A 25236-nucleotide genomic window follows, 5' to 3' on the forward strand; every position below is an offset into this window, starting at 1 on the left:
ATGGTCAGTTCTTCGCACGAGGCGCTGCACTGGGACTTTCAGAAGGACCCGGCGCTGCTGACGCGGGCGTTCCAGAGCGTGCTGCGCGTTCCGTTCCCGGAACCGCGTGACTTCGCGGTCCTGAACGCCGATGTCACCGAGATCGAGCCCGTCGAACGGCGTGTGGACACGCTGATGCGGGTGGATACGGACGAAGGCACGTACCTCATCGTCGTCGAGGCGCAGGGGAAAAGGGACGAGGGCAAGCGCGGGAGCTGGCCGTACTACCTGTCGTACTTGTACGCGAAGTACGGCTGGGAGCCGGTGCTCGTCGTGATCACGCAGAACAGCGCGACGGCGCGCTGGGCGGCGCAGCCCATTCGGCGGGGCCTGCCCGGCTGGCACTCGATGACGGTGCGACCGCTGGTGATCGGCCCGGACAACGTGCCGGTGATCGCGAATGAGCGGGAGGCCGAAAGGGACGTTCCACTTGCCGTCCTGTCGGCCATGACGCATGGGCGGGGCACCAAGGCCGCCGCCATACTGGAACCGTTGGCTTTCGCTCTGCGGACTGTCGACGCCGAGAGTGCGGCGGTGTTCGGGCAGCTCATCGAATCGTGCCTGGGTGATTCCCAGGCCAAGGAGATCTGGAGGGAACTGATGTCGGAGGTCCGCTACTTCTTCAACAGTTCGGTGGCCGAGAAGGTCCGTGAGGAGGGACGTGATGAGGGACGGGCCGAGGACCGCTCCGAGACCACGCTGGAGATTCTGGAGTGGCGGAACATTCCGGTGTCCGACGCAGTCCGGGAGCGGGTGCTTTCCTGCTCCGATCTGAAGCAGCTCAAGATGTGGTCCCGGCGGGCTATCCACGTCATGCGTGCGGAGGATCTGTTCACGGAGGGGTAGGACTGAGACGCCACGAGAGATCCGGCACTTCTGTCGCAACCCGGTGGCCGAGAGGGTTCGTCAGGAGGGCCGGGTCGAAGGCTCCCGGATCAGCTCAAGTCTGGGCTCAGCGGGCGATGACGGTGGACCGGGCCGAGGACCTGTTCAGCGGTTGATGGACTGGATCTCCTGGACTTCCATGTCCTGCGTCGTCTCGAAGGTGCCGTCCGGCAGGTCGCCCGCGGCTCCGCCGTTGCCCTCCCAGGAGATCTCCCAGGTGACCGATGCCTTCAGCTGGTACGGCTCCCCGTTCGACGCGCGGAGGTAGCGGATGCCGCAGGGCGGGGTCTCGTCGGCCCTGCCCTTCGTGTACGGCGTGCCGATGGAGCCGTCGGGGTTGATCTCGCAGTCGCCGGAGGCGGGGAAGGTCTCCGCGTCGTCCGTGCCGGGCTCCAGGTGGAGGGCGACGGGCTTCGCGGTCGTCTCGGCCCACAGGCCCGTGTCGGGCAGTTCGGCGCGGACCTTGACCTCCTTGAAGGTGCCCTTGTCCAGCCAGACCCAGGTGGGGAGGTTGACGGTGGACTTGGCCGCGGGCTTGAGCTCGACCTCGGTCTTTGGTACGTCGATCTGGTCGTACGCGTAGGCGGCGAGCGTCTCGGGAGTGGGCGCGTGCTCGTCGTCCGGGATCGTGCCGGCGTCCTGCCAGAACATGATGCGGCCGCAGTCCCAGGCCTTGGGGTCGTGCTCGTGGCCCTTGCGAACCACGCTGCGCCAGAACATCCCGTCCTTGCCGACGTTGTAGTCCTTGTAGCCCTTGGCGGTGCTGTTCGTGGACGAGTTGATGTCGAAGTTGTCCTGGCCCTCGCCCTCTTCGTAGTGGTCCACGAAGATGCCCGAGGTCCACCACTCGTGCGCGTTGACGGCACCCAGGCCGCCGTCCTTCTCCAGGTTCCCGACCGCGGACTTGAGTTCCTCCGGGCTGAACACCGGCTCGTACCAGCATGCGGGCGGCTCCCAGTTCGGGTCGACCGAGGTCAGGTCCTCCATGGAGCCGCTCCCGGTACGGCCGTCGGGGTGGGTGACCTGGATCCTGGACTGGGAGACCGAGGCGAGCAGCGTGCTGCCGTTGCGGTCGCCCTGCTGTTCGTCGCTGCCGCCCGTTGGCTGAGTGCTGCCGCCCACGGGCTTGTCGGCGTGCGCCACCCCCGCAGCCCACAGCAGGGAACCCGCGGTCAGCGCGACGGCCCACTTCGCGCGTCCGGGGGCGATCAGCCTCGGCATTCCGCGGCCTTCCCCTCGACGGTGATCTGCTGAGCTCGCCACACCGGTGAGTCCTGCTGGGACGCCATGAGGATGCTGAACTTCTGGTAACTGGCCAGGCTCTCCTCGGTGCGGTGCACCTTCCCGGTTTTCACTTCCTTGCCATAGGCCTTGGACTGGTCCTCGCAGAACGTGACGAGGATCGTCTTGGCCTTCTCGGCCTCGCCGGCCGGGCTGGTCTCGGCCTGGTAGTAACGGTCCTCACCCGTGAGGGTCCAGCCGCCGTCCACGTACTCCTTGATCTGCGACTCGGCGTACCGAGCGGCCCCGGCCGCCGAGTAGAAGCGGTACGCCGGGTCCTTCGCGTTCTGCTCAGTGATGCCGTGGTTCAACGCTCTGATGTAGTTGGCGGCATCGGCCAGTGCGGCAGCGGCATCCACGTCCGAGGGCTTCTCGAAGTCGAAGACCAGCTCCAGATCCTCGGGCAGGCGTACGTCGGGCCGGTTCGCGTCCGGCGCGGATGCTGTAGCCGACGGGCTGCCCGTCCCCGCCCCCTTGATGTCGTCCGAAGACGCGTCGTCGCCGCCTCCGCCGCAGGCGGTCAGGAGCAGGGCCGCTGTCGCGGTGAAGGCGGCGGCGGTGGTCGTGAGGGCGCTGCGGGCCACGGTTGGTTCCCCCCGGGGTACGGCGTGTGCGACAGGGAACGAAGCTATCAGGGGGAGGGGCAGGGGCCCTGGGCGGTTTCTGGGGATTGTGTGGGGGGCGTGAAGGGGCGGCCGGCGTTGTGGGGCAAAGGCCGTGAAGGGGGCGGGGGGTGTGAGGGCCTCCCGCGGTGGGCCTTCGACGGTGTCGGTGTGAGTCCATAAGATCTCTGTAGGCTCGGCACACCCAGCACACCCCTCGTACCGGACGCTCCGGCCGGCCTCCGTACGCGTCCACATACACCCCGCACACGCCCACCCACGACACACGACCCGGGAAACCCGCCATGCCTCGACGCCGCACCACCAGCCCGTCAAGCTCGACGGGCGCGACGGGAAGTTCGCCGGCTCCGAGGAACCGGACGCCCCAACCGGTGCGGGTGCGGCGGCGGTCGTTCGGGGACTTCGTCAAGGCATTCCTCGCCTTCGTGGTGCTGCTCGTGCTGCTCGTCGGGGTGCCCCTCGCGCTGGCTACCCAGATCGGCTGGCCCCTGCCGGACGGCATGCCCGGCCTCGACTGGCTCCAGCGTGAGATCACCGTCGACACCTTCCTGAGCATCCTGACCGTCGTCGTCTGGTTCGCGTGGGCGCAGTTCACCGCCTGCGTGCTCGTCGAGGTCAAGGCCGCGCTGTCCGGCGTCGGGGTGCCGGGGCGGGTGCCCGGGTCCGGGCCCAGTCAGCTGCTCGCCCGGCAGCTCGTCGCGGCCCTGCTGCTCGTCGGCGCCACCGCGGCCAGCCTCACGCCGGGGCTGTCGCAGCTCGGGCAGAGCCTGGAGGGGAACCAGCAGCCGTCCGTCGCCGCCGCCCAGCAGACGCCGGGACTCTTCGCCCAGCAGCAGGAGCAGGCCGCCAGTACGGCGAACGCCCTCGCCGAGCAGGCCGGGCAGGCCGCGGCCCGTGCCGACGGCGGCTCCGCCGCGCACGGCGACACGAAGTACTACCGGATCCAGCCGCCCGAGGGACGCCACCACGACTCCCTCTGGGAGATCGCCGACCGGCACCTCGGTGACGGGCGCAGGTACAAGGAGATCTTCGAGCTCAACAAGGACCGCGTGCAGCCGGACGGGTCCAAGCTCTCCGAGGCGTCCCTGATCCGGCCCGGGTGGATCATGGAGATGCCCGGTGACGCCCGCGGCGGCGAGCTCGTCGAGCTGCCCGGCGAGGCGCCGAACGTCTCCGAGCCGGTGCAGCAGCAAATCAGCGACTACGCGCAGACCGGTGACCAGGCGCAGGGCAGCGGCGGAGCCGGCACCGGGGGCGGAGCCGAGGGCAGCGGTGACGCCCAGGTCTCCCTGCCCGAGCAGCGGCCCGCGCCCGGCCCCGCCAACCCCGTCACGCCCGCGACCCCGGCTCCCGCACCCGACACCGGCCGGCAGCACGCCACCCCCGCCGAACAGTCCGGGCGCTCCTTCGGGCTCCCCGAGGCCCTCCTCGCCGCGCCTCTCCTCGCCGCCGGTCTCCTCGGCGCCCTCGGCCGCCGGCGCCGGCAGGCACTGTGGCAGTCGGCGCTCGGCAGCGGCGGCGGACGGCGCGGCATGGAGCCGCCGACGCCGACCGGCGACGCCCAGGACGCGCAGGACGCGCTGCTCGTCGGCGCCGACCCCGAAGGCGTACGCCTGCTGGACCGGTCACTGCGCGGACTGGCCGCCGCACTCGCCGCCGAGTCGCGGTCGCTGCCCGTCGTGTACGCGGCGTGGATGAGCGGCAACGGCGACCTGCACCTCCAGCTCGCCCAGCCGGCCGGCAAGCCGCCGACACCCTGGCAGCTCGGGCAGGACCAGACCTTCTGGATGCTGGCCCGCGCCGACGCCGAGGGGTACGAGGACGCCGACACGGCCGCGCCGTACCCGGGTCTCGTCAGCCTCGGCACCATGGACGACTCCCGGCTGCTGCTCAACCTGGAGGCCGTGCCCGGCCTCGTCTCGCTCAGCGGTACGGAGGCCGACCGGGCCGCCGTGTTCGCGTCGGTCGCCGCAGAACTGGCCACCAACGGCTGGTCGGACCGTATGACCATCACGCTCGTCGGGTTCGGCGACGACCTCACGCCCCTCGCGCCCAACCGGATCCGCCATCTCGACGGGTTCGAGGACCTCTTCGAGACCATGTCCGCCGAGACCCGGCAGCGGCGCGGCGCGCTGGGGGCCGCCGGGCACGACTCCGTACTCACCGGCCGTACCGGGCCCGCCCAGCACACGCGTTGGGCGCCGCACCTCGTCCTGCTCGCCGCCCAGCCGTCCGACGAGGACGCCCTGCGGCTCGCGGAACTCGCAGCCGACGCCGGCCGTCTCGGTATCGGCTACCTCGTCGGCACCGAGGGCACCGATCTGCCCGGCGCCGCCTGGGAGATGGAGATCACCGGCGAGGGCCGGCTGCTCGCGCCGCTCCTCGGACTGGAGCTGGAGGCCCAGTTGCTGCCGGTCGCGCAGCAGCGGGCCGTCGTCGAACTGTTCACCGACGCCGACCCCGAACGCGGGCCCGGCGGGCCGGCCAACACCCCGCCGTTCCTCGTCGACGTCAGCGAGCAGGGGCGGCCCGCGGTGTACGCCCGCCTCGTCGGGGCGTACGAGATCATCGGCCTGGACGCGCCCGACGGCGACCGCAGCGCCCAGCTCCACGAGGCGCTGGCGCTGCTCCTGCTGCACCGCGAGGGCGTCCATCCGCGCGTGCTGGCCTCCGCGCTGTGGCCCCGCGGCGTGACGGAGGACGTGCGCGACGCGCTGCTGGAGCGGTTGCGGGCCTGGCTGGGCACCGACCCCGACGGCACGCCGAGGCTCGGCACCGGCGCCGGCGGACGTCTCACGCTCGCCAAGTCCGTCGTCTCCGACCTCGACGTGCTGCGCTCCCTCTACTACGAGGCCACGCAGGGCCGGGGCGTCGACAGCCGCCAGGTGCGCGGACGGCTGCTCACCGACGCGCTGGTGCTGGTGCGCGGGCCGCTGCTCGCCGACCGGCCCGCGGGCCGCTACCGCTGGCTCACCCACGAGATCATCGACGCCCAGCTTCCGCTGCTCGTCGCGGACACCGGCCTGGCGCTCTCCGAGTTCCACCTGGAGAGGAACCGCGCGGAGAAGGCCATCGAGGCGCTGAACGCGGCGCTGCGCACCGCCCCCGCCGACGAGCGCCTGTGGCACGAACTGCTGCGCGCCACGCACGCCACCGACGACACCGGCCGGCTCCACACGCTCGCGGCCGACCTCATGGGCCGCAGCGGTGCGCGCGGCCTGCCGCCGCGCACCGAGGCACTGCTCGACGAGCTGCTGCCGACCTGGCGCGACGGCGTCGCCGCCGCCGGGTGACCATGGATCTCCCGGTGACCATGCATCTCCTGGTGAACACCGATCTCGCGATGAACGTCGATCTCCTGATCGTTCTGATCGTCCCGGCCGCCGCGCTCTGGGGTGCGGCGGCCGGCGCGCTGCTGCCGCGCGCGGCCTACCGGTTCTCCGCCCCCTCGGGGGAGGCGTGGCGCGAGCGGTGCCCGGGCGGCGCGCATCCCGTCCGGGGCTGGCTCGGGCGAGCGCGGTGCGGTCAGTGCGGTGCCGGGGCGGCCTTCCAGGGCCCCGGCACCGCCGTACCCGCCACCGTCACCGCCCTCGTCTGCGCCGCCCTCGCCGCTGCCACCGGGACGCGCCCCGAGTTGGCGGTCTGGCTGCTGCTCGCCCCGGCCGGCGTGCTCCTCGCGGTCGTCGACCTCCGGGTACGGCGGCTGCCCGACCCCCTCACCCTGCCCCTCGCCGGCACCGCGCTCGTCCTCCTCGGCCTCACCGCCCTCGTGCCCGAGCACGCCGGGGAGTGGACCACCGCCCTGCTGGGCGCCCTCGCCCTCGGCGCCGGCTACTTCGTGCTGTTCCTCATCAACCCGGCCGGCATGGGCTTCGGCGACGTGAAACTGGCCCTCACGGCCGGTGCGGTCCTCGGCTGGTACGGCTGGCCGACGGTGATGCTCGGCACCTTCGCCGGGTTCCTGCTCGGCGCGCTCTACGGCGGCGCCCTCGTCGTCGCCCGGCGGGCGGGGCGAAAGACGGCCATCCCGTTCGGTCCGTTCCTGATCGCGGGCGCCTTCCTCGGCGTCCTCGCGGGGGCCTACGCGGCCTGAGCACCGACCCGTGAAAGGCCTGGCGTACGCTGGGCGGGTCCGTCCACAACCCTTACGAACTCTGCGAAAGGGACGCCGGTGACCGAGAAGGCCGACCTTCAGCCCATCCTCGACCGCGCCGCCGCCGGTGGGCGGATCACCCCCGAGGAGGCGCTCGTCCTCTACCGCGACGCCCCGCTGCACGCGCTGGGCGCCGCCGCCGACGCCGTACGCAGGCGCAGGTACGCCGGTACCGAGCACATCGCCACGTACATCATCGAGCGCAACATCAACTACACGAACGTGTGCGTCACGGCGTGCAAGTTCTGCGCCTTCTACGCCGCCCCCAAGGACGCCGCCAAGGGCTGGACCCGCGACCTCGACGACATCCTGCGCCGCTGCGCGGAGACCGTCGAGCTGGGCGGCACGCAGATCATGTTCCAGGGCGGCCACCACCCGGACTACGGCGTCGAGTACTACGAGCACCACTTCGCCGCCATCAAGAAGGAGTTCCCGCAGCTCGTCATCCACAGCCTGGGGGCGAGCGAGGTCGAGCACATGGCGCGGATCTCGAAGGTGTCGGCCGAGGAGGCGATCCAGCGCATCCACGCGGCCGGGCTCGACTCCTTCGCCGGGGCCGGCGCCGAACTGCTGCCCGAGCGGCCGCGCAAGGCCATCGCGCCGCTCAAGGAGTCCGGCGAGCGCTGGCTGGAGATCATGGAGATCGCGCACCGGCTGGGTGTCGAGTCGACCTCCACCATGCTCATGGGCACCGGCGAGACCAACGCCGAGCGCATCGAGCACCTGCGCATGATCCGGGACGTGCAGGACCGCACCGGCGGCTTCCGCGCCTTCATCCCGTACACCTACCAGCCCGAGAACAACCACCTGAAGGGCCGCACGCAGGCCACGCTCTTCGAGTACCTGCGGATGATCGCCATCGCCCGGCTGTTCATGGACAACGTCGCCCACATCCAGGGCTCCTGGCTCACGACGGGCAAGGAGGTCGGCCAGCTCTCCCTGCACTACGGCGCCGACGACCTCGGCTCGATCATGCTGGAGGAGAACGTCGTGTCGTCGGCCGGTGCCAAGCACCGCTCCAACCGGCTGGAGATCATCGACCTGATCCGCAAGGCGGGACGCGTCCCGGCGCAGCGCGCCACGACGTACGAGCACCTCGTCGTGCACGACGACCCGGCGAACGACCCCGTCGACGAGCGCGTCGTGTCCCACATCTCGTCCACGGCCATCGAGGGCGGCACGGCCCATCCGGAACTGAAGCTGCTCGCCTCCAACTGAGGCCGCCGTGCTGACGATCCACACCTGCGAAGCCTCGCCCGAGACGGCCGTCGTGGTCGACGGCGCGCGTCTCGCCGCCGTCGGCCCGTACGAGGCACTGGCCGCCGACCACCCGCGGGCGCGGGTGCGCCGCTGGCCCGGCATCCTGACGCCCGGACTGCTCAACCCGTACGGCTCGGAACTGCTGGAGCAGGCCTACCACCCCGACCCGCGTGAGGCGGACCGGCTGGGCACCGAGCCGATCTTCGGGGAGCGCGCGCTCGCCCTCCTCGGTGCGCACGCGTCCGCGCGGGGCGCCAGCGCGCGCCGGGGAGTACAACGCATGCTGGCGCACGGAACGGTCGCCGTCGCCGGAGAGCTGCGGGGCCGGGCGGCCCTGGACGCGGTGCGCGGAGCGGGGCTCGCCGTGGCGGCGCGTCCGGCCACCCTGCCCGGGCCCGCGTCCTTCTCGCCGGCCCCGCTGGTGCTGCTTCCCGCACTCGCCGCCGGGAAGCCCGCCAGGTTCGCGGTGTTCGACGTACCCGACCGGGCCGCGCTCGTGCGGGACGGCGCGTCCACGTGCGTGGCCACCGTCGTGGGCGGCCGCCTGGTGTACCGGGGGCGCTGAGCGCGCGGTCCCACGGGGCCCGCCCGACGGGCCGACGCGCCGAACGCCCCGTCCTCCTGCCGCACGCCGCCGCACGTGGTGAGCGCGTCGGTGGCCGACGCGTCCTCGGCGCACCGCTCGTCCCGGAAGGCGGCCCGGGCCGAGACCCACGCGATGCCCTTCTCCTCGGCGAACGCGCGCACCTCCGTCGCGTCCGCGAGTGTGAACGTCTCGCCGGCGACGTCGTTGACACCGGGCATCGAGGTGAGCGCCATGCCCCGCCAGGCGTCCGCGTCCGACGTCCCGAAGACCTCGGTTCCGGGAGGTGCCCGCCTTCGAGGCGTACCTGCCGCTGGACAGCCAGTGGTTCCTGCTGGGGGTGGGCCGGGCCCTGATCTTGGCGTTCGTGCTGCTGTTCGGATGGGTGGAGGACGTCGCCGCGCGGAAGAGGCCGCGCCTGCTGACGTGGGCCCGTGCTGCAACAATGGGCCCGTGACCCGCGCTTCCCTGAACAAGCAGCCGCACGAAGTCGCCTCGATGTTCGACCACGTCGCGGAACGGTACGACCTGACGAACGCCGTGCTCTCGCTCGGCCAGGACCGGGTGTGGCGCAAGGAGGTCGCCAGAGCCGTCGACGCCCGTCCCGCGCAGAAGGTCCTCGACCTCGCGGCCGGCACCGCGACCTCCTCCCTGCCCTTCGCCCGCACCGGCGCCTACGTCGTCCCCTGCGACTTCTCCCTCGGCATGCTCCAGGTCGGCAAGGAGCGGCACTCCTGGCTGCCGTTCACCGCGGGCGACGCGACCCGGCTGCCGTTCCAGGACGACACCTTCGACGCGGTCACCATCTCCTTCGGGCTGCGCAACGTACAGGACACGGACGCCGCGCTGCGCGAGATGTACCGGGTGACGCGGCCCGGCGGCCGGGTCGTCATCTGCGAGTTCTCGCACCCGACCTGGACGCCCTTCCGGACCGTCTACACCGAGTACCTGATGCGGGCCCTGCCGCCGGTGGCCCGCGCGGTGTCGTCCAACCCCGACGCGTACGTCTACCTCGCCGAGTCCATCCGCGCCTGGCCCGACCAGCCGGCGCTCGCTCAGCGGCTGGGCAAGGCCGGCTGGTCCCGGGTGGCTTACCGGAACCTGACGGGCGGCGTGGTGGCGCTGCACCGGGGGTTCAAGGAGGGCTGAGGACCTCGCGACGGGGCGGCTCGCCCGGCTCGGCCGGCTCCCGCCGGGGCCCGCCCCGGGGCGGACCCGGCACCCGCGGCTCCCGGATGCCCCCGCCGCCCTCGCCCTCCCCGAAGTCGAACCACACGCACACCTGTGACTCCCGCGGCACGTGGGCGCCGGGCTGCGGGTACTGGCGTACGACGTAGTCGACGACGGCGAGGTGGAGATCGGGCCGGTCCGGCGCGTGCAGGGACAGGCCCCGCGCCCGGGCCGCCTCCCGCGCGTCGACGGCCATCAGGCCGACCAGGCGCGGTACGCGCACATCGGCTCTCCCGGGTACCAGGCGCACGGACGTCACCCCCCAGCGGTACCCGGCAGAGTAGCTCCGCGGGGCACTGCCGGGAAGCACCGAGTGGCTTACTGTGACAGGCAGTTACTTTCCGTCACTTTCCTTGCAGGGGGAGTCGGTAGCAGTGCCCCCGTTGCTGCGAGACCGGGGTCGTGAAGACCTCGTCGAGCCGCATGCCCAGCCGCTCCGTGACCGCGATGGACCGGGTGTTGCGCGCGTCGACCATCGCGACCACCTCCGCCACACCCGCCGCCCGCACCCGTTCCAGGGTCTGCCGGGCCGCCGCCGTGACGTACCCCTTGCCCCAGTGCGCCCGCCCCAGGCGCCAGCCGATCTCGATGTCGCCCCTGGGGCCCCAGTCCCGCGGCCACGGCTGGGCGCCGGTGAAGCCGATGACCCGGCCGTCCCCGTCCACCATGGTCCACAGGCAGAAGCCGTGCTCGGCGTCGTGCCGGCGCTGGCGGGCGGTGAGTTCCTCGTACACGGACAGCTCCGCGGACCTCTCGCCGTGGAACTCCATGACGTCCGGGTCGTCGAAGACCCGGTGCCAGGCGACGGCGTCCTCGTCGGTGGGGACGCGCAACCGTACAACGGGGGAAGCTCGGTTCACTGGGCAGCCCTTCAGCCGGGTGATCGGTGACGCTGAATAGACTGCCCATGTCCAGTGCCCGTCGGCACGCAGATTTTCGAACCTGGGGAGATCCCGCCGTGACCGAGCCCCTCTCCGACAACACCGCCGATGTGATCGTCGTGGGCGCGGGGCCAGCCGGCTCCACGACCGCGTACTACCTGGCCAAGGCCGGGCTCGACGTCCTCCTGCTGGAGAAGACCGCCTTCCCGCGGGAGAAGGTCTGCGGCGACGGGCTCACCCCGCGCGCGACCAAGCAGCTCGTGGCGATGGGCATCGACATCTCCGAGGAGGCCGGCTGGCTGCGCAACAAGGGCCTGCGCATCATCGGCGGCGGCTCCCGCCTCCAGCTGGACTGGCCGGATCTGGCCTCCTTCCCGGACTACGGACTCGTCCGCAAGCGCGACGACTTCGACGAGCAGCTCGCCCGGCAGGCCCAGAAGGCCGGCGCCCGCCTCTACGAGCGCTGCAACGTCGGCGCCCCGGTCGTCGACGACCGCACCGGCCGCATCACCGGCGTGCACGCCAAGCTGGGGGAGGAGAAGCGCGAGGTCACCTTCCACGCGCCGCTGGTCGTGGCCGCCGACGGCAACTCCACGCGGCTGTCCCTGGCGATGGGCCTGCACCGCCGCGAGGACCGTCCGATGGGCGTCGCGGTCCGCACGTACTTCACCTCGCCCCGCCACGACGACGACTACCTGGAGTCCTGGCTGGAGCTGTGGGACCGCCGCGGCGCCCAGGACCGCCTCCTGCCGGGCTACGGCTGGATCTTCGGCATGGGAGACGGCACCTCTAACGTCGGCCTGGGGGTGCTGAACACCTCCGACTCCTTCAAGGAACTCGACTGGCGCGAGGTCCTGAAGGCCTGGTGCGCGTCCATGCCGGAGGACTGGGGCTACACCCCGGACAACATGACCGGCCCGATCCGCGGTGCCGCCCTGCCCATGGCCTTCAACCGCCAGCCCCACTACACCAAGGGCCTGCTGCTCGTCGGCGACGCCGGCGGCCTGGTGAACCCCTTCAACGGCGAGGGCATCGCCTACGCCATGGAGTCCGGTCAGATCGCCGCCGACGTCATCGTCCAGGCCCACGCGCGGGCCACGCCGTCCCAGCGTGAGATCGCCCTCCAGCGCTACCCGCGCGTCCTGAAGGACACCTACGGCGGCTACTACAACCTGGGCCGCGCCTTCGTGAAGCTCATCGGCAACCCGAAGGTCATGCAGATCGCGACCCAGCGCGGCCTCACCCACCCCATCCTGATGAAGTTCACCCTCAAGATGCTCGCCAACCTGACCGACCCGACGGGCGGCGACGCGATGGACCGCATCATCAACGGACTGAGCAAGGTCGCGCCTAAGGCGTGACGGGCCTCGCGCTCAACGGACTGAGCGAGGTCGCCCAGAAGGCGTGACGGGCCTCGCGGCCCCGGTCGGCGCCGGGGCCCGGTGAGGCCGCCGGAGTCCCCGTCGACTTCGAGGGCCCGGGCGTTGGCGGTCCGGGCGTTGGCGGCCCAGCGTGCGAGGACCTCCGCGCGCCGGTCCGCCGACTGCCGCAGTGCCGCCCTGCGGTCGCGCGCGGAGAGCCGGTCCAGGTGGACGTGCCCGTTCGCGTGGTCGCTCCCGTGGGCGAGGCAGCGCGCGAAGTTGCTTCGGCTCGTGGTCGGGCCGGTGGGGATCCGGCCCGACCACGACCATGTCAGGAGCGCCCGCGGGGCCGCAGCCCCGAGCGGCTGCGGCCCCGCGTGAGTCGTACCCGGGCTCCGCCGGAGCCCGGGCGCGTGTGCGCCGCGTGCGTGTGTGCGTCGCGTGCGTGCGTCGCGTGTGCGCGTCCTAGAGCACGCGCACCGCGCCGCTCGGCGGGTCGTAGTCCAGCGACGCCTTGACGACGCCGGTGGAGGAGTTCTGCGCGCCGACGAACATGCCGTCGCCGACGTAGACGCCCACGTGGTACGCGCTGCCCGCGCCGCCCCAGTACAGGATGTCGCCCGGCTGGAGGTTGCTCAGTCCCACCTGGGTGCCGGCGGTCGACTGGGACTGGGAGACGCGCGGCAGGTCGACGCCGACCGACTTGAAGGCGGCCTGCACCAGACCGGAGCAGTCCCACGAGTTGGGGCCGGTGCCGCCGGAGACGTAGGCGTCGCCGACCTGGGACTGCACGAAGGCGACGACCGCGGCGGCCGAACCGGTGGCCGTGGACGTGGACGTGCTGCTGCCGGCGCTGCTGCCCGAGCTGTCGGAGGACCCGGTGTCCGCCGAGGCGCTCAGGGTGGCGCGCTCGGCGCTGCGCGAGGCGCGCTCGGCGGCCGCCTTGCGCGCGGCCTCCGCAGCCTTCTCCTTCTCCTCCGCGGCCTTCTTCTTGGCCTCGGCGAGGTCGGCCTTGGCTTCCTTGGCGGCCTTCGCGGCGGCCGCGTCACGCTCGGCCTGCAGCTCGTAGCTCGCGGCCGCCTGCTGCGTGACGTCCGCGGACTGGGCGACCTGAGCGGCCAGGTCGGCCGTCAGGGTGGGCAGTTCGAGGGTCTGCGTCACCGGTTCGGCCGCGTTGGCCGAACCCGATGCCCCGGCCACTGCCAGGGTGCTGAGGACGCCACCGGCAACTCCGGCCCGCATCGCGATGGTCGACGCGCTGCGGCGGGGTTTCCGGTGGCTGCGTATGTGAGCGGTGTGGGACATAGGGACAACCGGTATCAGGAGCTCCTCCATACCTTCAAGAAACGTGGGCTGCGCCACAGTTGTTCAATCGGGCCTCGAATCCCGGGCGTGTCGCTCCTTATTGACGCCCTAACGGACATTGCGGACGGCCCGTAACCGGCCTGTGATCACGCACTTTGATCGTTACGCCCGAATTGCCCCGCGCTTACCACTCGTTGGGGCAGTTGGCCAAGCCCGGTTCTCAGACGTCTCTCATGGATGTGGCGCAGGTCACGGAACGGTTGCCCCGCCGGCCGCGTCCGCGGCGCGCGACCGGCTTCGCGGCGCTCGTGAACGCGTGCACGTGTCCACATCGCACCGCGCCCTCCCCCTGATGTGTGAACGCGTCCTCTATCAAGGCTTCGCGTCCGGCACCAATTTGCATGCACGAGAACCATCTTGATATTGAGACGCCCGCCACTCGCAGCCTCTGGCCAGCGGCGACGAGCGAAAATGTCACCTCTGGTGATCACCTGAACGCTTCTTGTGTGAAGATCACCGCTCATCCGACTTCATGATCGTTCGTCAGGTGGTGGAGATCACAAAGCTTGTGCAATACCCCGTGTCGCAGATCACAGAGTGGCAGGCATAGGATGCGAGGCAGTTGGGCTTGTGACCTGCTTCACATGTTCGCGATCTTCGTCGTTACGAGCGGAGCTCGTGTGGCTGTTGGGGCGGCTGTGAGTCCAGTGCAACCGCCAGCAGTCAGTGCCGACTGAGAGGAGCGAGGAGCGGTGAACGCCTATGCGCCCATCCTCGTACTGGGAGCCCTCGGGGCAGGCTTTGCGATCTTCTCCGTGGTCATGGCCACGCTGATCGGTCCGAAGCGGTACAACCGGGCGAAGCTCGAGGCCTACGAGTGCGGCATCGAGCCGACCCCCACGCCGGCCGGCGGCGGGCGCTTCCCCATCAAGTACTACCTGACGGCGATGCTCTTCATCATCTTCGATATCGAGATCGTCTTCCTCTACCCCTGGGCCGTCACCTTCGACGCCCTGGGGATTTTCGGGCTCGTGGAGATGCTGCTCTTCGTGCTCACCGTCTTCGTCGCGTACGCGTACGTATGGCGGCGCGGCGGCCTGGAATGGGACTGAGGGGCCTTTGACATGGGACTCGAAGAAAAACTGCCGAGCGGCTTCCTGCTGACCACCGTCGAGCAGGCCGCGGGCTGGGTGCGCAAGTCGTCCGTCTTCCCCGCCACGTTCGGCCTCGCCTGCTGTGCCATCGAGATGATGACCACCGGCGCCGGCCGCTACGACCTGGCGCGCTTCGGCATGGAGGTCTTCCGCGGATCGCCGCGGCAGGCGGACCTGATGATCGTCGCGGGCCGGGTCAGCCAGAAGATGGCGCCGGTGCTGCGGCAGGTCTACGACCAGATGCCGAACCCGAAGTGGGTGATCTCCATGGGGGTCTGCGCCTCCTCGGGCGGCATGTTCAACAACTACGCGATCGTCCAGGGCGTCGACCACATCGTCCCGGTCGACATCTATCTCCCCGGCTGCCCGCCGCGGCCCGAGATGCTGATGGACGCCATCCTCAAGCTCCACCAGAAGATCCAGAGCTCCAAGCTCGGAGTGAACGCCGAGGAGGCGGCCCGGGAGGCGGAGGAAGCGGCGCTCAAGGCCCTGCCCACGATCGAGATGAAGGGGCTGCTGCGGTGAGCGACGCGAACAACACGGCAGGTGACGCGAACGGGGTGAACCCCGAGAAGGACCTGTCCGCGGAGAACCTCCCCGGCCAGCGCGGTCAGGGCGGTGAGGAGATCCGCGTCCAGCGCGGAATGTTCGGCGCCAACAACGGCGGCGACACCTCCGGCTACGGCGGGCTGGTCCGCTCCGTCCGGCTCCCCGGGCCGGCGAGCAGGCCGTACGGCGGTTGGTTCGACGAGGTCGCCGACGAACTCGAGGGCGCGCTCGAGGAGCAGGGACTCCTGCCCGGCAACGCCATCGAGAAGACGGTCGTCGACCGCGACGAGCTGACCTTCCACATCGAGCGCGAGCACCTGGTCCGCGTCGCCCGCACCCTGCGCGACGACCCGGCCCTGCGCTTCGAACTCTGCACCGGAGTCAGCGGCGTCCACTACCCGCACGACAAGGGCCGCGAACTGCACGCCGTCTACCACCTGCGCTCGATCACCCACAACCGGCTGATCCGCCTCGAAGTCAGCGCGCCCGACGGCGACCCGCACATCCCGTCGCTGGTTGTCGTCTATCCGACGAACGACTGGCACGAGCGCGAGACGTACGACTTCTTCGGCATCGTCTTCGACGATCACCCGGCGCTGACGCGGATCATGATGCCGGACGACTGGCAGGGCTTCCCGCAGCGCAAGGACTACCCCCTCGGCGGCATCCCCGTCGAGTACAAGGGCGCCCAGATCCCGGCTCCGGACCAGCGGAGGTCGTACTCGTGAGTACTTCGCACGCATCCCCTCGCGAGACCACCGAGGGCACCGTCTACACGGTCACCGGCGGCGACTGGGACGAGGTCGTCCAGTCCGCGGCCCGCGCCGACGACGAGCGCATCGTCGTCAACATGGGTCCGCAGCATCCGTCCACGCACGGCGTGCTCCGCCTGATCCTGGAGATCGACGGCGAGACGGTCACCGAGGCCCGCTGCGGCATCGGCTACCTGCACACCGGCATCGAGAAGAACCTCGAGTACCGGACCTGGACGCAGGGCACCACGTTCGTGACGCGCATGGACTACCTGACGTCGTTCTTCAACGAGACGGCGTACTGCCTGGGCGTCGAGAAGCTGCTCGGCATCGAGGACGAGATCCCGGACCGGGCCACGATCATCCGGGTCCTGCTGATGGAGCTGAACCGGCTCTCCTCCCACCTGGTGTGCATCGCCACCGGCGGCATGGAACTCGGCGCCACCACGATCATGATCTACGGCTTCCGTGATCGTGAACTCGTTCTCGACATCTACGAGCTGATCACCGGCCTGCGGATGAACCACGCGTTCATCCGCCCGGGCGGACTCGCCCAGGACCTGCCGCCCGGCGCGGTGGACCACATCCGCGAGTTCGTGAAGAAGATGAGGAAGAACCTCCCGGAGTACGACAAGCTCGCCACCGGGAACCCCATCTTCAAGGCTCGCATGCAGGACGTCGGCCATCTCGACCTGGCCGGCTGCATGGCCCTCGGCGCCACCGGTCCGGTCCTGCGGTCCACCGGCCTGCCGCACGACCTGCGCAAGGCCCAGCCGTACTGCGGCTACGAGACGTACGACTTCGACGTCCCGACCGCCGACACCTGCGACGCCTACGGCCGCTTCCTGATCCGGCTGGAGGAAATGCGCCAGTCGCTCCGGATCGTCGAGCAGTGCCTGGACCGGCTCCAGCCCGGCCCGGTCATGGTCGCCGACAAGAAGATCGCCTGGCCCGCCCAGCTCGCCCTGGGACCGGACGGACTGGGCAACTCCCTCGACCACATCAAGAAGATCATGGGCACCTCCATGGAGGCCCTGATCCACCACTTCAAGCTGGTCACCGAGGGCTTCCGCGTGCCGCCGGGCCAGACCTACGCGGCGGTGGAATCGCCCAAGGGCGAACTCGGAGTGCACGTCGTCTCCGACGGCGGCACCCGCCCCTTCCGGGTCCACTTCCGTGACCCGTCCTTCACCAACCTGCAGGCCATGGCGGCGATGTGCGAGGGCGGCCAGGTCGCCGATGTCATCGTCGCCGTGGCGTCCCTCGACCCCGTGATGGGAGGCGTCGACCGGTGACCACCTCTTCTTCGGAGCGGGGCGTCAGCCTGGGCATGCCGGAACTGCCCGCGCCCGCCTACCCGGACGACGTCCGGGCCCGGCTGGAGACCGACGCGCGCGAGATCATCGCCCGCTACCCGGACTCCCGGTCCGCCCTCCTGCCGCTGCTGCACCTCGTGCAGTCCCAGGAGGGGCACGTCACGCGCACCGGCATGCGGTTCTGCGCGGACATGCTGGACCTGACCACGGCCGAGGTCACCGCGGTCGCCACCTTCTACACCATGTACCGGCGCAGGCCGAGCGGCGACTACCAGGTCGGTGTCTGCACCAACACGCTGTGCGCGGTCATGGGCGGCGACGCGATCTTCGAGTCCCTCCAGGAGCACCTCGGCGTCGGCAACGGCGAGACCACGGAGGACGGCAAGGTCACCCTGGAGCACATCGAGTGCAACGCGGCCTGCGACTTCGCACCGGTCGTGATGGTCAACTGGGAGTTCTTCGACGACCAGACCCCCGCGAGCGCCCGTCGCCTCGTCGACGACCTGCGCGCGGGACGGCCGGTGACGCCCACGCGCGGTGCGCCGATCTGCACCTTCAAGGAGACCGCCCGGATCCTGGCGGGCTTCCCCGACGAGCGGGACGGCGCCGTCGCGGCCGGCGGCAGCGCGGGTCCCGCCTCCCTGGCCGGCCTGAAGCTGGCCAAGGGTGAGACGTCCGCCGCGCGCGTGGTGCACCCGCGGGACGGCGGACCGCACGACGGGCCGCAGGACCGGGCCGTGCACGACCCGTCCCCGACGGAACACCTGAGCTCGCACGACGCGCCGCAGGACACATCGGCCTCCGACCCTGCCAACCCGGCAGGGCCTACCGCCGAGGAGGGGGAGTGATGACCGTGGCAGCCGAGATCAAGGGCACCAGCCCGGAGAAGCTGCTCGCACCCGTGCTGTCGGCCTTCTGGGACGAGGACGAGTCCTGGACTCTGGACGTCTACCGGAGGCACGAGGGGTACGAGGGGCTCCGCAAGGCGCTGGCGATGTCGCCGGACGACCTGATCGCGTACGTCAAGGACTCCGGTCTGCGCGGACGCGGCGGCGCGGGCTTCCCGACGGGGATGAAGTGGCAGTTCATTCCCCAGGGGGACGGCAAGCCTCACTATCTGGTTGTCAACGCCGACGAGTCGGAGCCGGGGACCTGCAAGGACATCCCGCTCCTCTTCGCGAACCCGCACAGCCTCATCGAGGGCATCGTCATCGCGTGTTACGCCATCAGGTCTTCGCATGCCTTCATCTACCTGCGTGGTGAAGTCGTCCCAGTGCTGAGGCGGTTGCACGAGGCCGTGCGCGAGGCCTACGCGGCCGGCTTCCTCGGCGAGAACATCCTGGGCAGTGGACTCGACCTCACACTCACCGTGCACGCGGGCGCGGGCGCGTACATCTGCGGTGAGGAGACCGCACTGCTCGACTCGCTCGAAGGCCGCCGGGGTCAACCGCGGCTCCGTCCCCCCTTCCCTGCTGTGGCAGGCCTCTATGCCTGCCCGACTGTGGTGAATAACGTCGAGTCGATCGCATCGGTTCCCGCCATCCTGAACAAGGGCAAGGACTGGTTCAGGTCGATGGGCAGCGAGAAGTCCCCGGGCTTCACGCTCTACTCCCTCAGCGGTCACGTCGCGGGCCCCGGCCAGTACGAGGCCCCGCTCGGCATCACGCTGCGCCAGCTCCTCGACATGAGCGGCGGCATGCGCCCCGGTCACCGGCTGAAGTTCTGGACACCCGGCGGCTCCTCGACGCCGATGTTCACCGACGAGCACCTCGACGTCCCTCTCGACTACGAGGGAGTGGGCGCCGCGGGTTCCATGCTCGGCACGAAGGCACTCCAGTGCTTCGACGAGACCACCTGCGTCGTGCGGGCCGTCACCCGCTGGACCGAGTTCTACGCGCACGAGTCCTGCGGCAAGTGCACGCCGTGCCGTGAAGGCACGTACTGGCTCGTCCAGTTGCTGCGCGACATCGAGGCCGGCAAGGGCTCGATGAGCGATCTCGACAAGCTGAACGACATCGCCGACAACATCAACGGCAAGTCCTTCTGTGCCCTCGGCGACGGTGCCGCCTCGCCGATCTTCTCCTCGCTCAAGTACTTCCGCGGCGAGTACGAGCAGCACATCACGGGCCGCGGCTGCCCCTTCGACCCGGCCAAGTCCACGGCCTGGGCCGACCGCACGGAGGTGAACGCATGACCGTGACCACCAATGCTCCCTCGGGCGGGGGAGAGGCGGCGGTCCCGCCGGAGGACCTCGTCTCGCTATCGATCGACGGCGCCGAGATCAGCGTGCCCAAGGGCACCCTGGTCATCCGGGCCGCCGAACAGCTCGGCATCGAGATCCCCCGGTTCTGCGACCACCCCCTCCTCGAACCGGCCGGTGCCTGCCGCCAGTGCATCGTCGAGGTAGAGGGCCAGCGCAAGCCCATGGCGTCGTGCACCATCACCTGCACCGACGGCATGGTGGTGAAGACGCACCTCACCTCGCCCGTCGCCGAAAAGGCCCAGCACGGTGTGATGGAGCTGCTGCTCATCAACCACCCGCTGGACTGCCCGGTCTGCGACAAGGGCGGCGAGTGCCCGCTGCAGAACCAGGCCATGTCGCACGGCCAGTCCGACTCCCGCTTCGAGGGAAAGAAGCGGACCTACGAGAAGCCCGTACCGATCTCCACCCAGGTGCTGCTCGACCGCGAGCGGTGCGTGCTGTGCGCCCGCTGCACCCGGTTCTCCAACCAGATCGCGGGCGACCCGATGATCGAGCTGATCGAGCGGGGCGCGCTCCAGCAGGTCGGCACCGGGGAGGGCGACCCCTTCGAGTCGTACTTCTCCGGCAACACCATCCAGATCTGCCCGGTCGGCGCGCTCACCTCGGCGGCGTACCGGTTCCGCTCCCGCCCCTTCGACCTGATCTCCTCGCCGTCCGTCTGCGAGCACTGCTCCGGCGGCTGCGCGACCCGCACCGACCACCGGCGCGGCAAGGTCATGCGGCGCCTCGCGGCCGACGATCCCGAGGTCAACGAGGAGTGGATCTGCGACAAGGGGCGCTTCGCGTTCCGGTACGCGCAGCAGCGGGACCGGCTGACCACACCCCTGGTGCGCAACGCCGAGGGCGAGCTGGAGCCGGCCTCCTGGCCGGAGGCCCTGCAGATCGCCGCGCAGGGGCTGCTCGCCTCGAAGGGCCGGACCGGTGTCCTGACCGGCGGGCGGCTCACGGTGGAGGACGCCTACGCGTACAGCAAGTTCGCGCGCGTGGCGCTGGACACCAACGACATCGACTTCCGCGCGCGCGTGCACAGCACCGAGGAGGCGGACTTCCTGGCTTCCCGGGTCGCCGGACGCGGCCGGGACCTTGGGGGCACGGGGGTCACGTACACCGCGCTGGAGAAGGCGCCCGCCGTCCTGCTGGTCGGGTTCGAGGCGGAGGAGGAGGCGCCCGGCGTCTTCCTGCGGCTGCGCAAGGCCTGGCGCGGGCACGGGCAGAAGGTCTTCTCGCTGGCCACGCACGCCACGAGGGGCCTGGAGAAGGCCGGTGGCACGCTGCTGCCCGCCGCTCCCGGCACCGAGACCGAGTGGCTGGACGCGCTCGCGAGCGGCGTCGGCCTGGAGACCGGTGGTGCCCAGGCCGCCGAGGCGCTGCGCGCCGAGGGTGCCGTGATCGTCGTCGGCGAGCGCCTGGCGTCCGTGGCCGGTGGCCTCACCTCCGCCGTACGGACCGCCTCCGCGACCGGCGCCCGGCTGGTGTGGATTCCGCGCCGGGCCGGGGAGCGCGGCGCGATCGAGGCGGGTGCGCTGCCGTCGCTGCTGCCGGGCGGGCGCCCGGCGACCGACCCGCGCGCGCGTGAGGAGGTCGCCGCCGTCTGGGGCCTGGCCGACCTGCCGCACCGCTACGGCCGCGACACCGGCGAGATCGTCGAGGCCGCGGCCCGGGGCGAGCTCCAGGCCCTGCTGGTGGCGGGCGTCGAGGTCGCCGACCTGCCCGATCCGGCACGCGCGCGTGCGGCACTCGCCGAGGCGGGCTTCGTGGTGTCGTTGGAGCTGCGGCCCAGCGAGGTCACCGAACTCGCCGACGTCGTCCTGCCCGTCGCCGCGGTCGCCGAGAAGGCCGGGACCTTCCTGAACTGGGAGGGCAGGGCGCGCCTCTTCGAGGCGGCGCTCAAGCCCGATCAGATGACCCGCCGACTCGCGCCCGCCGACGCCCGCGTACTCCAGATGCTGGCCGACGCCATGGACGTCCACCTGGGCCTGCCGGATCTGCGCACCACGCGCGCGGAGATCGACCGGCTCGGCGTCTGGGACGGGCCGCGGGCCGGCGAACCGCTGGGGACCGCGAACGCGCTGCCGCGGCCGGCCGCCGGAGAGGCCGTACTGGCCGGGCACCGGCTGCTGCTCGACCAGGGCCTCCTCCAGCAGGGCGACGAGGCACTCGCCGGCACCCGGCATGCCGCACGCGCGCGCGTGTCGGCCGCCACGGCCGCCGAGGCGGGCGTCAAGGACGGCGACCTCCTGGCCGTGACCGGTCCCGCCGGGGTCGTCGAACTCCCGGTGCAGATCACCGAGATGCCCGACCGGGTGGTCTGGCTCCCGCTGAACTCGGCCGGCACCGGCGTCGCCTCCGACGCCGGGGTGCTGCCCGGAACCCTCGTCCGCATCGGACCGGCGACGCTCGCGGGCGTAGCCCCCAAGGAGGTGGAGGCATGAGCCCGTACCTCGCCGCTGAAGACCTCTCGATGTTCGGCACCGACCCCTGGTGGCTGGTGATCATCAAGGCGGTGTTCTGCTTCGCCTTCCTGATGGTGACCGTGCTGTTCGCCATCGTGTGGGAGCGCAAGGTCGTCGCCTGGATGCAGCTGCGCGTCGGCCCGAACCGGCACGGCCCCTGGGGCATGCTCCAGTCGCTCGCCGACGGCATCAAACTGATGCTCAAGGAAGACGTCATCGTCAAGCGCGCCGACAAGGTGGTGTACGTCCTCGCGCCGATCGTCGCGGCCATCCCGGCCTTCATGGCGATCGCGGTGATCCCCTTCGGGCCGGCCGGCAACGAGGTCTCGATCTTCGGCCAGCGCACCACCATGCAGCTCACCGACCTGCCGATCGCGCTGCTGTACATCCTCGCGGTCGCCTCGATCGGCATCTACGGAATGGTGCTGGCAGGCTGGAGCTCCGGCTCGACCTATCCGCTGCTCGGCGGGCTGCGCTCCTGCGCGCAGATGATCTCTTACGAGATCGCGATGGGCGCCGCCTTCGCCTCGGTGTTCCTCTACTCGGGGTCGATGTCGACCTCGGCGATCGTCGAGCAGCAGAACGACCGCTGGTACATCGTGCTGCTGCCGGTCTCCTTCATCATCTACATCGTCACCATGGTCGGCGAGACCAACCGCGCCCCCTTCGACATGCCCGAGTCCGAGGGCGACCTCGTGGGTGGCTTCAACACCGAGTACTCGTCGATCAAGTTCGCGATGTTCATGCTCGCCGAGTACGTGAACATGGTGACGGTGTCGGCGGTCGCCATCACGCTCTTCCTCGGCGGCTGGCGGGCTCCCTGGCCGATCAGCACCTTCTGGGAGGGCGCCAACCACGGCTGGTGGCCGCTGCTCTGGTTCGTACTCAAGGTCCAGTTGCTCCTGTTCTTCTTCATCTGGCTGCGCGGCACGCTTCCCCGAGTCCGCTACGACCAGCTGATGAAGCTCGGCTGGAAGGTCCTGATCCCGGTCTCGCTGGTCTGGCTGATGCTGGTCGCGACCGTGCGGGCCCTCAGGAACGAGAACTACGGCTTCGCCGACATCGCCTTCTACATCGGCGGCGGCGTCCTGGTCCTGCTGCTGTTGTCCTTCGTCGTGGACATGTACCGCGACAAGGGCAAGCAGGCCGCGGTCCCGGTCGAGGAGCCGGCCGCCTTCGACCCGATGGCCGGCGGGTTCCCCGTACCACCGATGCCCGGACAGGAGTTGCCGCCGGTGCCGCGACGCCGCCCGCGCCGGGAGCGGGAGCTGATTGTCAGTGGTGGGACCGATACTCGGAGTGACGGACCTCTGAGCGGATCGACGGATGGAAAGGAGGCGTCCGATGACTGAGGAACCCAAGGAGACCGACCCCGGTTTCATGAACCCCGTGGCCGGCTTCGGCGTGACCTTCAAGGCCATGTTCAAGAAGCGGCTGACGGAGCAGTATCCGGAGCAGCAGAAGACCACTGCCCCGCGCTTCCACGGACGGCACCAGCTCAACCGCCATCCGGACGGCCTGGAGAAGTGCGTCGGGTGTGAGCTGTGCGCCTGGGCATGCCCGGCCGACGCCATCTATGTGGAAGGCGCGGACAACACCGACGAGGAGCGCTACTCGCCGGGCGAGCGGTACGGCCGCGTCTACCAGATCAACTACGCCCGCTGCATCCTGTGCGGCCTGTGCATCGAGGCGTGCCCCACGCGCGCGCTGACGATGACCAACGAGTTCGAGCTGGCCGACTCCAGTCGCGCCAACCTCATCTTCACCAAGGAGCAGCTGCTCGCCGGCCTTGAGGAGGGCATGGTCGACTCGCCCCACGCCATCTACCCGGGCACGGACGAGCAGGACTACTACCGGGGTCTGGTCACCGAGGCCGCGCCCGGCACCGAGCAGCAGGTCGCCCACTCCGAGGGAGAGGTCGTCCAGGAGGCCGACTCGACCTTCGGCGGGACCGAGCCGGCGTCGGAGGAGGTGATCCGCCGATGACCGAGCAGCTCGCCGCCGCAGCGACTCTCTCCGCCGGCACCTCCACCGGAGAGGCCGTCCAGTTCTGGATCCTCGGCACGGTCGCGGTGATCGGCGCCCTGTGCACCGTCTTCATGAAGAAGGCCGTGCACAGCGCGCTCTGCCTCGCCGGGACCATGATCGTCCTGGCGGTGTTCTACCTCGCCAACGGTGCCTACTTCCTCGGCGTGGTGCAGATCATCGTCTACACCGGCGCGATCATGATGCTGTTCCTCTTCGTGGTGATGCTCGTCGGTGTCACCGCGGCGGACTCCCTGAAGGAGACCATCAAGGGCCAGCGCTGGCTGGCCCTGCTGTCCGGGCTCGGCTTCGGCATCCTGCTGATCGCCGGCATCGGCAACGCGTCCGTCACGGAGTTCAGCGGCCTGGCCCAGGCGAACGCGAACGGCAACGTGGAGGGCATCGCGTCCCTCATCTTCACCAAGTACGTGTTCGCCTTCGAGATCACCGGCGCCCTGCTCATCACGGCCGCCGTCGGCGCCATGGTCCTCACCCACCGCGAACGCACCGAACGGGCGGCGACCCAGCGCGAGCTGGCCGAGCGGCGCGTCCGCGAGGGCAAGCAGCTGCCGCCCCTCCCGGCGCCCGGCGTGTACGCCCGGCACAACGCGGTCGACATCGCGGGCCTGCTGCCCGACGGCACCCCGTCCGAACTCACCGTCAGCAAGACGCTGCGCGAGCGGGGCCAGATCCGCGACGTCTCGATGCAGGCGCTGGGCGACCTGAAGGCGCTGGAGCAGCGGGCCGAGGAGCGCCTCGAGCGCAAGGCGGTCGAGCCGGGCAACTCCGAGCGGTCCGAGGAGGCGCCGAAGTGAACCCAGTCAACTACCTCTACCTCGCGGCCCTGTTGTTCACGATCGGCGCCACCGGCGTGCTGATCAGGCGCAACGCGATCGTGGTCTTCATGTGCATCGAGCTGATGCTCAACGCCTGCAACCTCGCCTTCGTCGCCTTCTCCCGGATGCACGGCAATCTCGACGGCCAGATCATCGCCTTCTTCACGATGGTCGTCGCCGCCGCGGAGGTCGTCGTCGGGCTCGCGATCATCGTGTCCCTGTTCCGTTCCCGCCACTCGGCCTCGGTCGACGACGCCAGCCTGATGAAGCTGTGAGGGGTCGCTAGA

Annotated in this window: 23 protein-coding genes and 3 pseudogenes; 19 read left to right on the plus strand and 7 right to left on the minus strand. The window is 70.6% G+C overall.

Going from position 1 to position 25236, the window contains the following annotated elements; translation table 11 throughout:
- Positions 1-885 (plus strand): hypothetical protein, encoded by an 885-nt coding sequence (locus tag ACIQ1J_RS29670; protein WP_403561609.1) that lies wholly within the window; start codon positions 1-3, stop codon positions 883-885.
- A gap of 144 nt (positions 886-1029) precedes the next feature.
- Here the strand turns inward: ACIQ1J_RS29670 and ACIQ1J_RS29675 are convergent, their stop codons facing one another.
- Together ACIQ1J_RS29675 and ACIQ1J_RS29680 are read right to left on the minus strand one after the other, a co-directional pair.
- Positions 1030-2145, minus strand: a complete 1116-nt coding sequence (locus tag ACIQ1J_RS29675) for a hypothetical protein (protein WP_403561611.1) — start codon at positions 2143-2145, stop codon at positions 1030-1032.
- Complete coding sequence (locus ACIQ1J_RS29680) at positions 2133-2789, minus strand: hypothetical protein (protein WP_403561613.1); 657 nt, start codon at positions 2787-2789, stop codon at positions 2133-2135. Before ACIQ1J_RS29680 ends, ACIQ1J_RS29675 begins: the two co-directional genes overlap by 13 nt.
- Positions 2790-3112: 323 nt before the next feature.
- Here ACIQ1J_RS29680 and ACIQ1J_RS29685 point away from each other — a divergent pair, with 323 nt between their 5' ends.
- From ACIQ1J_RS29685 to ACIQ1J_RS29700, 4 genes are all read left to right on the plus strand, one after another.
- A complete protein-coding gene (locus tag ACIQ1J_RS29685; protein ID WP_403561615.1) occupies positions 3113-6121 on the plus strand; it encodes a BTAD domain-containing putative transcriptional regulator in 3009 nt (1002 codons plus the stop codon).
- A gap of 50 nt (positions 6122-6171) precedes the next feature.
- Entirely contained in the window at positions 6172-6921 is a 750-nt protein-coding gene (locus ACIQ1J_RS29690) for a prepilin peptidase (RefSeq protein WP_403561701.1), read from the plus strand.
- A gap of 78 nt (positions 6922-6999) precedes the next feature.
- Positions 7000-8199 carry a cyclic dehypoxanthinyl futalosine synthase gene (mqnC, locus tag ACIQ1J_RS29695; protein ID WP_403561617.1) on the plus strand — a complete coding sequence of 400 codons (1200 nt, stop codon included), beginning with the start codon at positions 7000-7002 and terminating at the stop codon, positions 8197-8199.
- 7 nt (positions 8200-8206) lie between these two features.
- Entirely contained in the window at positions 8207-8806 is a 600-nt protein-coding gene (locus ACIQ1J_RS29700) for an imidazolonepropionase-like domain-containing protein (protein ID WP_403561619.1), read from the plus strand.
- A 32-nt stretch (positions 8807-8838) separates the two neighbouring features.
- On the opposite strand, the pseudogene ACIQ1J_RS29705 reads toward ACIQ1J_RS29700, so the two are convergent.
- Positions 8839-9099, minus strand: a pseudogene (locus ACIQ1J_RS29705) (hydrolase); the annotation flags it as partial.
- Between ACIQ1J_RS29705 and ACIQ1J_RS29710 the strand changes: the two are divergent.
- Together ACIQ1J_RS29710 and ACIQ1J_RS29715 are read left to right on the plus strand one after the other, a co-directional pair.
- Positions 9099-9281 (plus strand): annotated as a pseudogene (locus ACIQ1J_RS29710) (acyltransferase); the annotation flags it as partial. The pseudogenes ACIQ1J_RS29705 and ACIQ1J_RS29710 overlap by 1 nt on opposite strands.
- Positions 9278-9973, plus strand: a complete 696-nt coding sequence (locus ACIQ1J_RS29715) for a demethylmenaquinone methyltransferase (RefSeq protein WP_403561621.1) — start codon at positions 9278-9280, stop codon at positions 9971-9973. The pseudogene ACIQ1J_RS29710 and the gene ACIQ1J_RS29715, both read left to right, overlap by 4 nt.
- Here ACIQ1J_RS29715 and ACIQ1J_RS29720 read toward each other — a convergent pair.
- Complete coding sequence (locus ACIQ1J_RS29720; RefSeq protein WP_403561623.1) at positions 9960-10277, minus strand: PASTA domain-containing protein; 318 nt, start codon at positions 10275-10277, stop codon at positions 9960-9962. The two genes, ACIQ1J_RS29715 and ACIQ1J_RS29720, sit on opposite strands and share 14 nt — an antisense overlap.
- A gap of 121 nt (positions 10278-10398) precedes the next feature.
- The gene (locus ACIQ1J_RS29725; RefSeq protein WP_403561626.1) at positions 10399-10914 is read right to left on the minus strand and encodes a GNAT family N-acetyltransferase; all 516 of its coding nucleotides are present in this window, start codon (positions 10912-10914) and stop codon (positions 10399-10401) included.
- 47 nt (positions 10915-10961) lie between these two features.
- Here ACIQ1J_RS29725 and ACIQ1J_RS29730 point away from each other — a divergent pair, with 47 nt between their 5' ends.
- Entirely contained in the window at positions 10962-12296 is a 1335-nt protein-coding gene (locus ACIQ1J_RS29730) for a geranylgeranyl reductase family protein (protein ID WP_210958022.1), read from the plus strand.
- A 134-nt stretch (positions 12297-12430) separates the two neighbouring features.
- On the opposite strand, the pseudogene ACIQ1J_RS29735 reads toward ACIQ1J_RS29730, so the two are convergent.
- Positions 12431-12574: pseudogene (locus tag ACIQ1J_RS29735) on the minus strand (peptide deformylase); the annotation flags it as partial.
- 187 nt (positions 12575-12761) lie between these two features.
- The gene (locus ACIQ1J_RS29740) at positions 12762-13601 is read right to left on the minus strand and encodes a C40 family peptidase (protein ID WP_403561628.1); all 840 of its coding nucleotides are present in this window, start codon (positions 13599-13601) and stop codon (positions 12762-12764) included.
- A gap of 752 nt (positions 13602-14353) precedes the next feature.
- Here ACIQ1J_RS29740 and ACIQ1J_RS29745 point away from each other — a divergent pair.
- From ACIQ1J_RS29745 to nuoK, 11 genes are read left to right on the plus strand one after another with little or no spacing between them, the layout of a single operon-like run.
- Positions 14354-14713 (plus strand): NADH-quinone oxidoreductase subunit A, encoded by a 360-nt coding sequence (locus ACIQ1J_RS29745; RefSeq protein ID WP_003974383.1) that lies wholly within the window; start codon positions 14354-14356, stop codon positions 14711-14713.
- Between the two features lie 12 nt (positions 14714-14725).
- Positions 14726-15280 (plus strand): NADH-quinone oxidoreductase subunit B family protein, encoded by a 555-nt coding sequence (locus tag ACIQ1J_RS29750; protein WP_018528252.1) that lies wholly within the window; start codon positions 14726-14728, stop codon positions 15278-15280.
- Entirely contained in the window at positions 15277-16032 is a 756-nt protein-coding gene (locus tag ACIQ1J_RS29755) for an NADH-quinone oxidoreductase subunit C (RefSeq protein WP_210958020.1), read from the plus strand. Before ACIQ1J_RS29750 ends, ACIQ1J_RS29755 begins: the two co-directional genes overlap by 4 nt.
- Positions 16029-17351, plus strand: a complete 1323-nt coding sequence (locus tag ACIQ1J_RS29760) for an NADH-quinone oxidoreductase subunit D (RefSeq protein WP_403561631.1) — start codon at positions 16029-16031, stop codon at positions 17349-17351. The genes ACIQ1J_RS29755 and ACIQ1J_RS29760 overlap by 4 nt, the downstream gene beginning before the upstream one ends.
- On the plus strand, positions 17348-18220 hold the full coding sequence (nuoE, locus tag ACIQ1J_RS29765; RefSeq protein WP_403561633.1) for an NADH-quinone oxidoreductase subunit NuoE: 873 nt from the start codon (positions 17348-17350) through the stop codon (positions 18218-18220). The genes ACIQ1J_RS29760 and nuoE overlap by 4 nt, the downstream gene beginning before the upstream one ends.
- Positions 18217-19566, plus strand: coding sequence for an NADH-quinone oxidoreductase subunit NuoF (gene nuoF, locus ACIQ1J_RS29770; RefSeq protein WP_210958017.1), 1350 nt, complete (start codon positions 18217-18219; stop codon positions 19564-19566). Before nuoE ends, nuoF begins: the two co-directional genes overlap by 4 nt.
- Complete coding sequence (locus ACIQ1J_RS29775) at positions 19563-22067, plus strand: NADH-quinone oxidoreductase subunit G (RefSeq protein ID WP_403561636.1); 2505 nt, start codon at positions 19563-19565, stop codon at positions 22065-22067. The genes nuoF and ACIQ1J_RS29775 overlap by 4 nt, the downstream gene beginning before the upstream one ends.
- Positions 22064-23440 (plus strand): NADH-quinone oxidoreductase subunit NuoH, encoded by a 1377-nt coding sequence (gene nuoH / locus ACIQ1J_RS29780; RefSeq protein ID WP_403561638.1) that lies wholly within the window; start codon positions 22064-22066, stop codon positions 23438-23440. Before ACIQ1J_RS29775 ends, nuoH begins: the two co-directional genes overlap by 4 nt.
- Positions 23433-24074: an NADH-quinone oxidoreductase subunit NuoI gene (nuoI, locus tag ACIQ1J_RS29785; RefSeq protein WP_403561640.1), complete on the plus strand. Its 642-nt coding sequence runs from the start codon at positions 23433-23435 to the stop codon at positions 24072-24074. Before nuoH ends, nuoI begins: the two co-directional genes overlap by 8 nt.
- Positions 24071-24928, plus strand: coding sequence for an NADH-quinone oxidoreductase subunit J (locus tag ACIQ1J_RS29790; RefSeq protein ID WP_403561642.1), 858 nt, complete (start codon positions 24071-24073; stop codon positions 24926-24928). Before nuoI ends, ACIQ1J_RS29790 begins: the two co-directional genes overlap by 4 nt.
- Positions 24925-25224, plus strand: coding sequence for an NADH-quinone oxidoreductase subunit NuoK (nuoK, locus tag ACIQ1J_RS29795; RefSeq protein ID WP_003974374.1), 300 nt, complete (start codon positions 24925-24927; stop codon positions 25222-25224). Before ACIQ1J_RS29790 ends, nuoK begins: the two co-directional genes overlap by 4 nt.
- The last annotated feature ends 12 nt before the right edge of the window (positions 25225-25236 follow it).

This window comes from Streptomyces sp. NPDC097107 (assembly GCF_044762405.1).
GTDB classification, from domain to species: Bacteria; Actinomycetota; Actinomycetes; order Streptomycetales; family Streptomycetaceae; genus Streptomyces; species Streptomyces thinghirensis.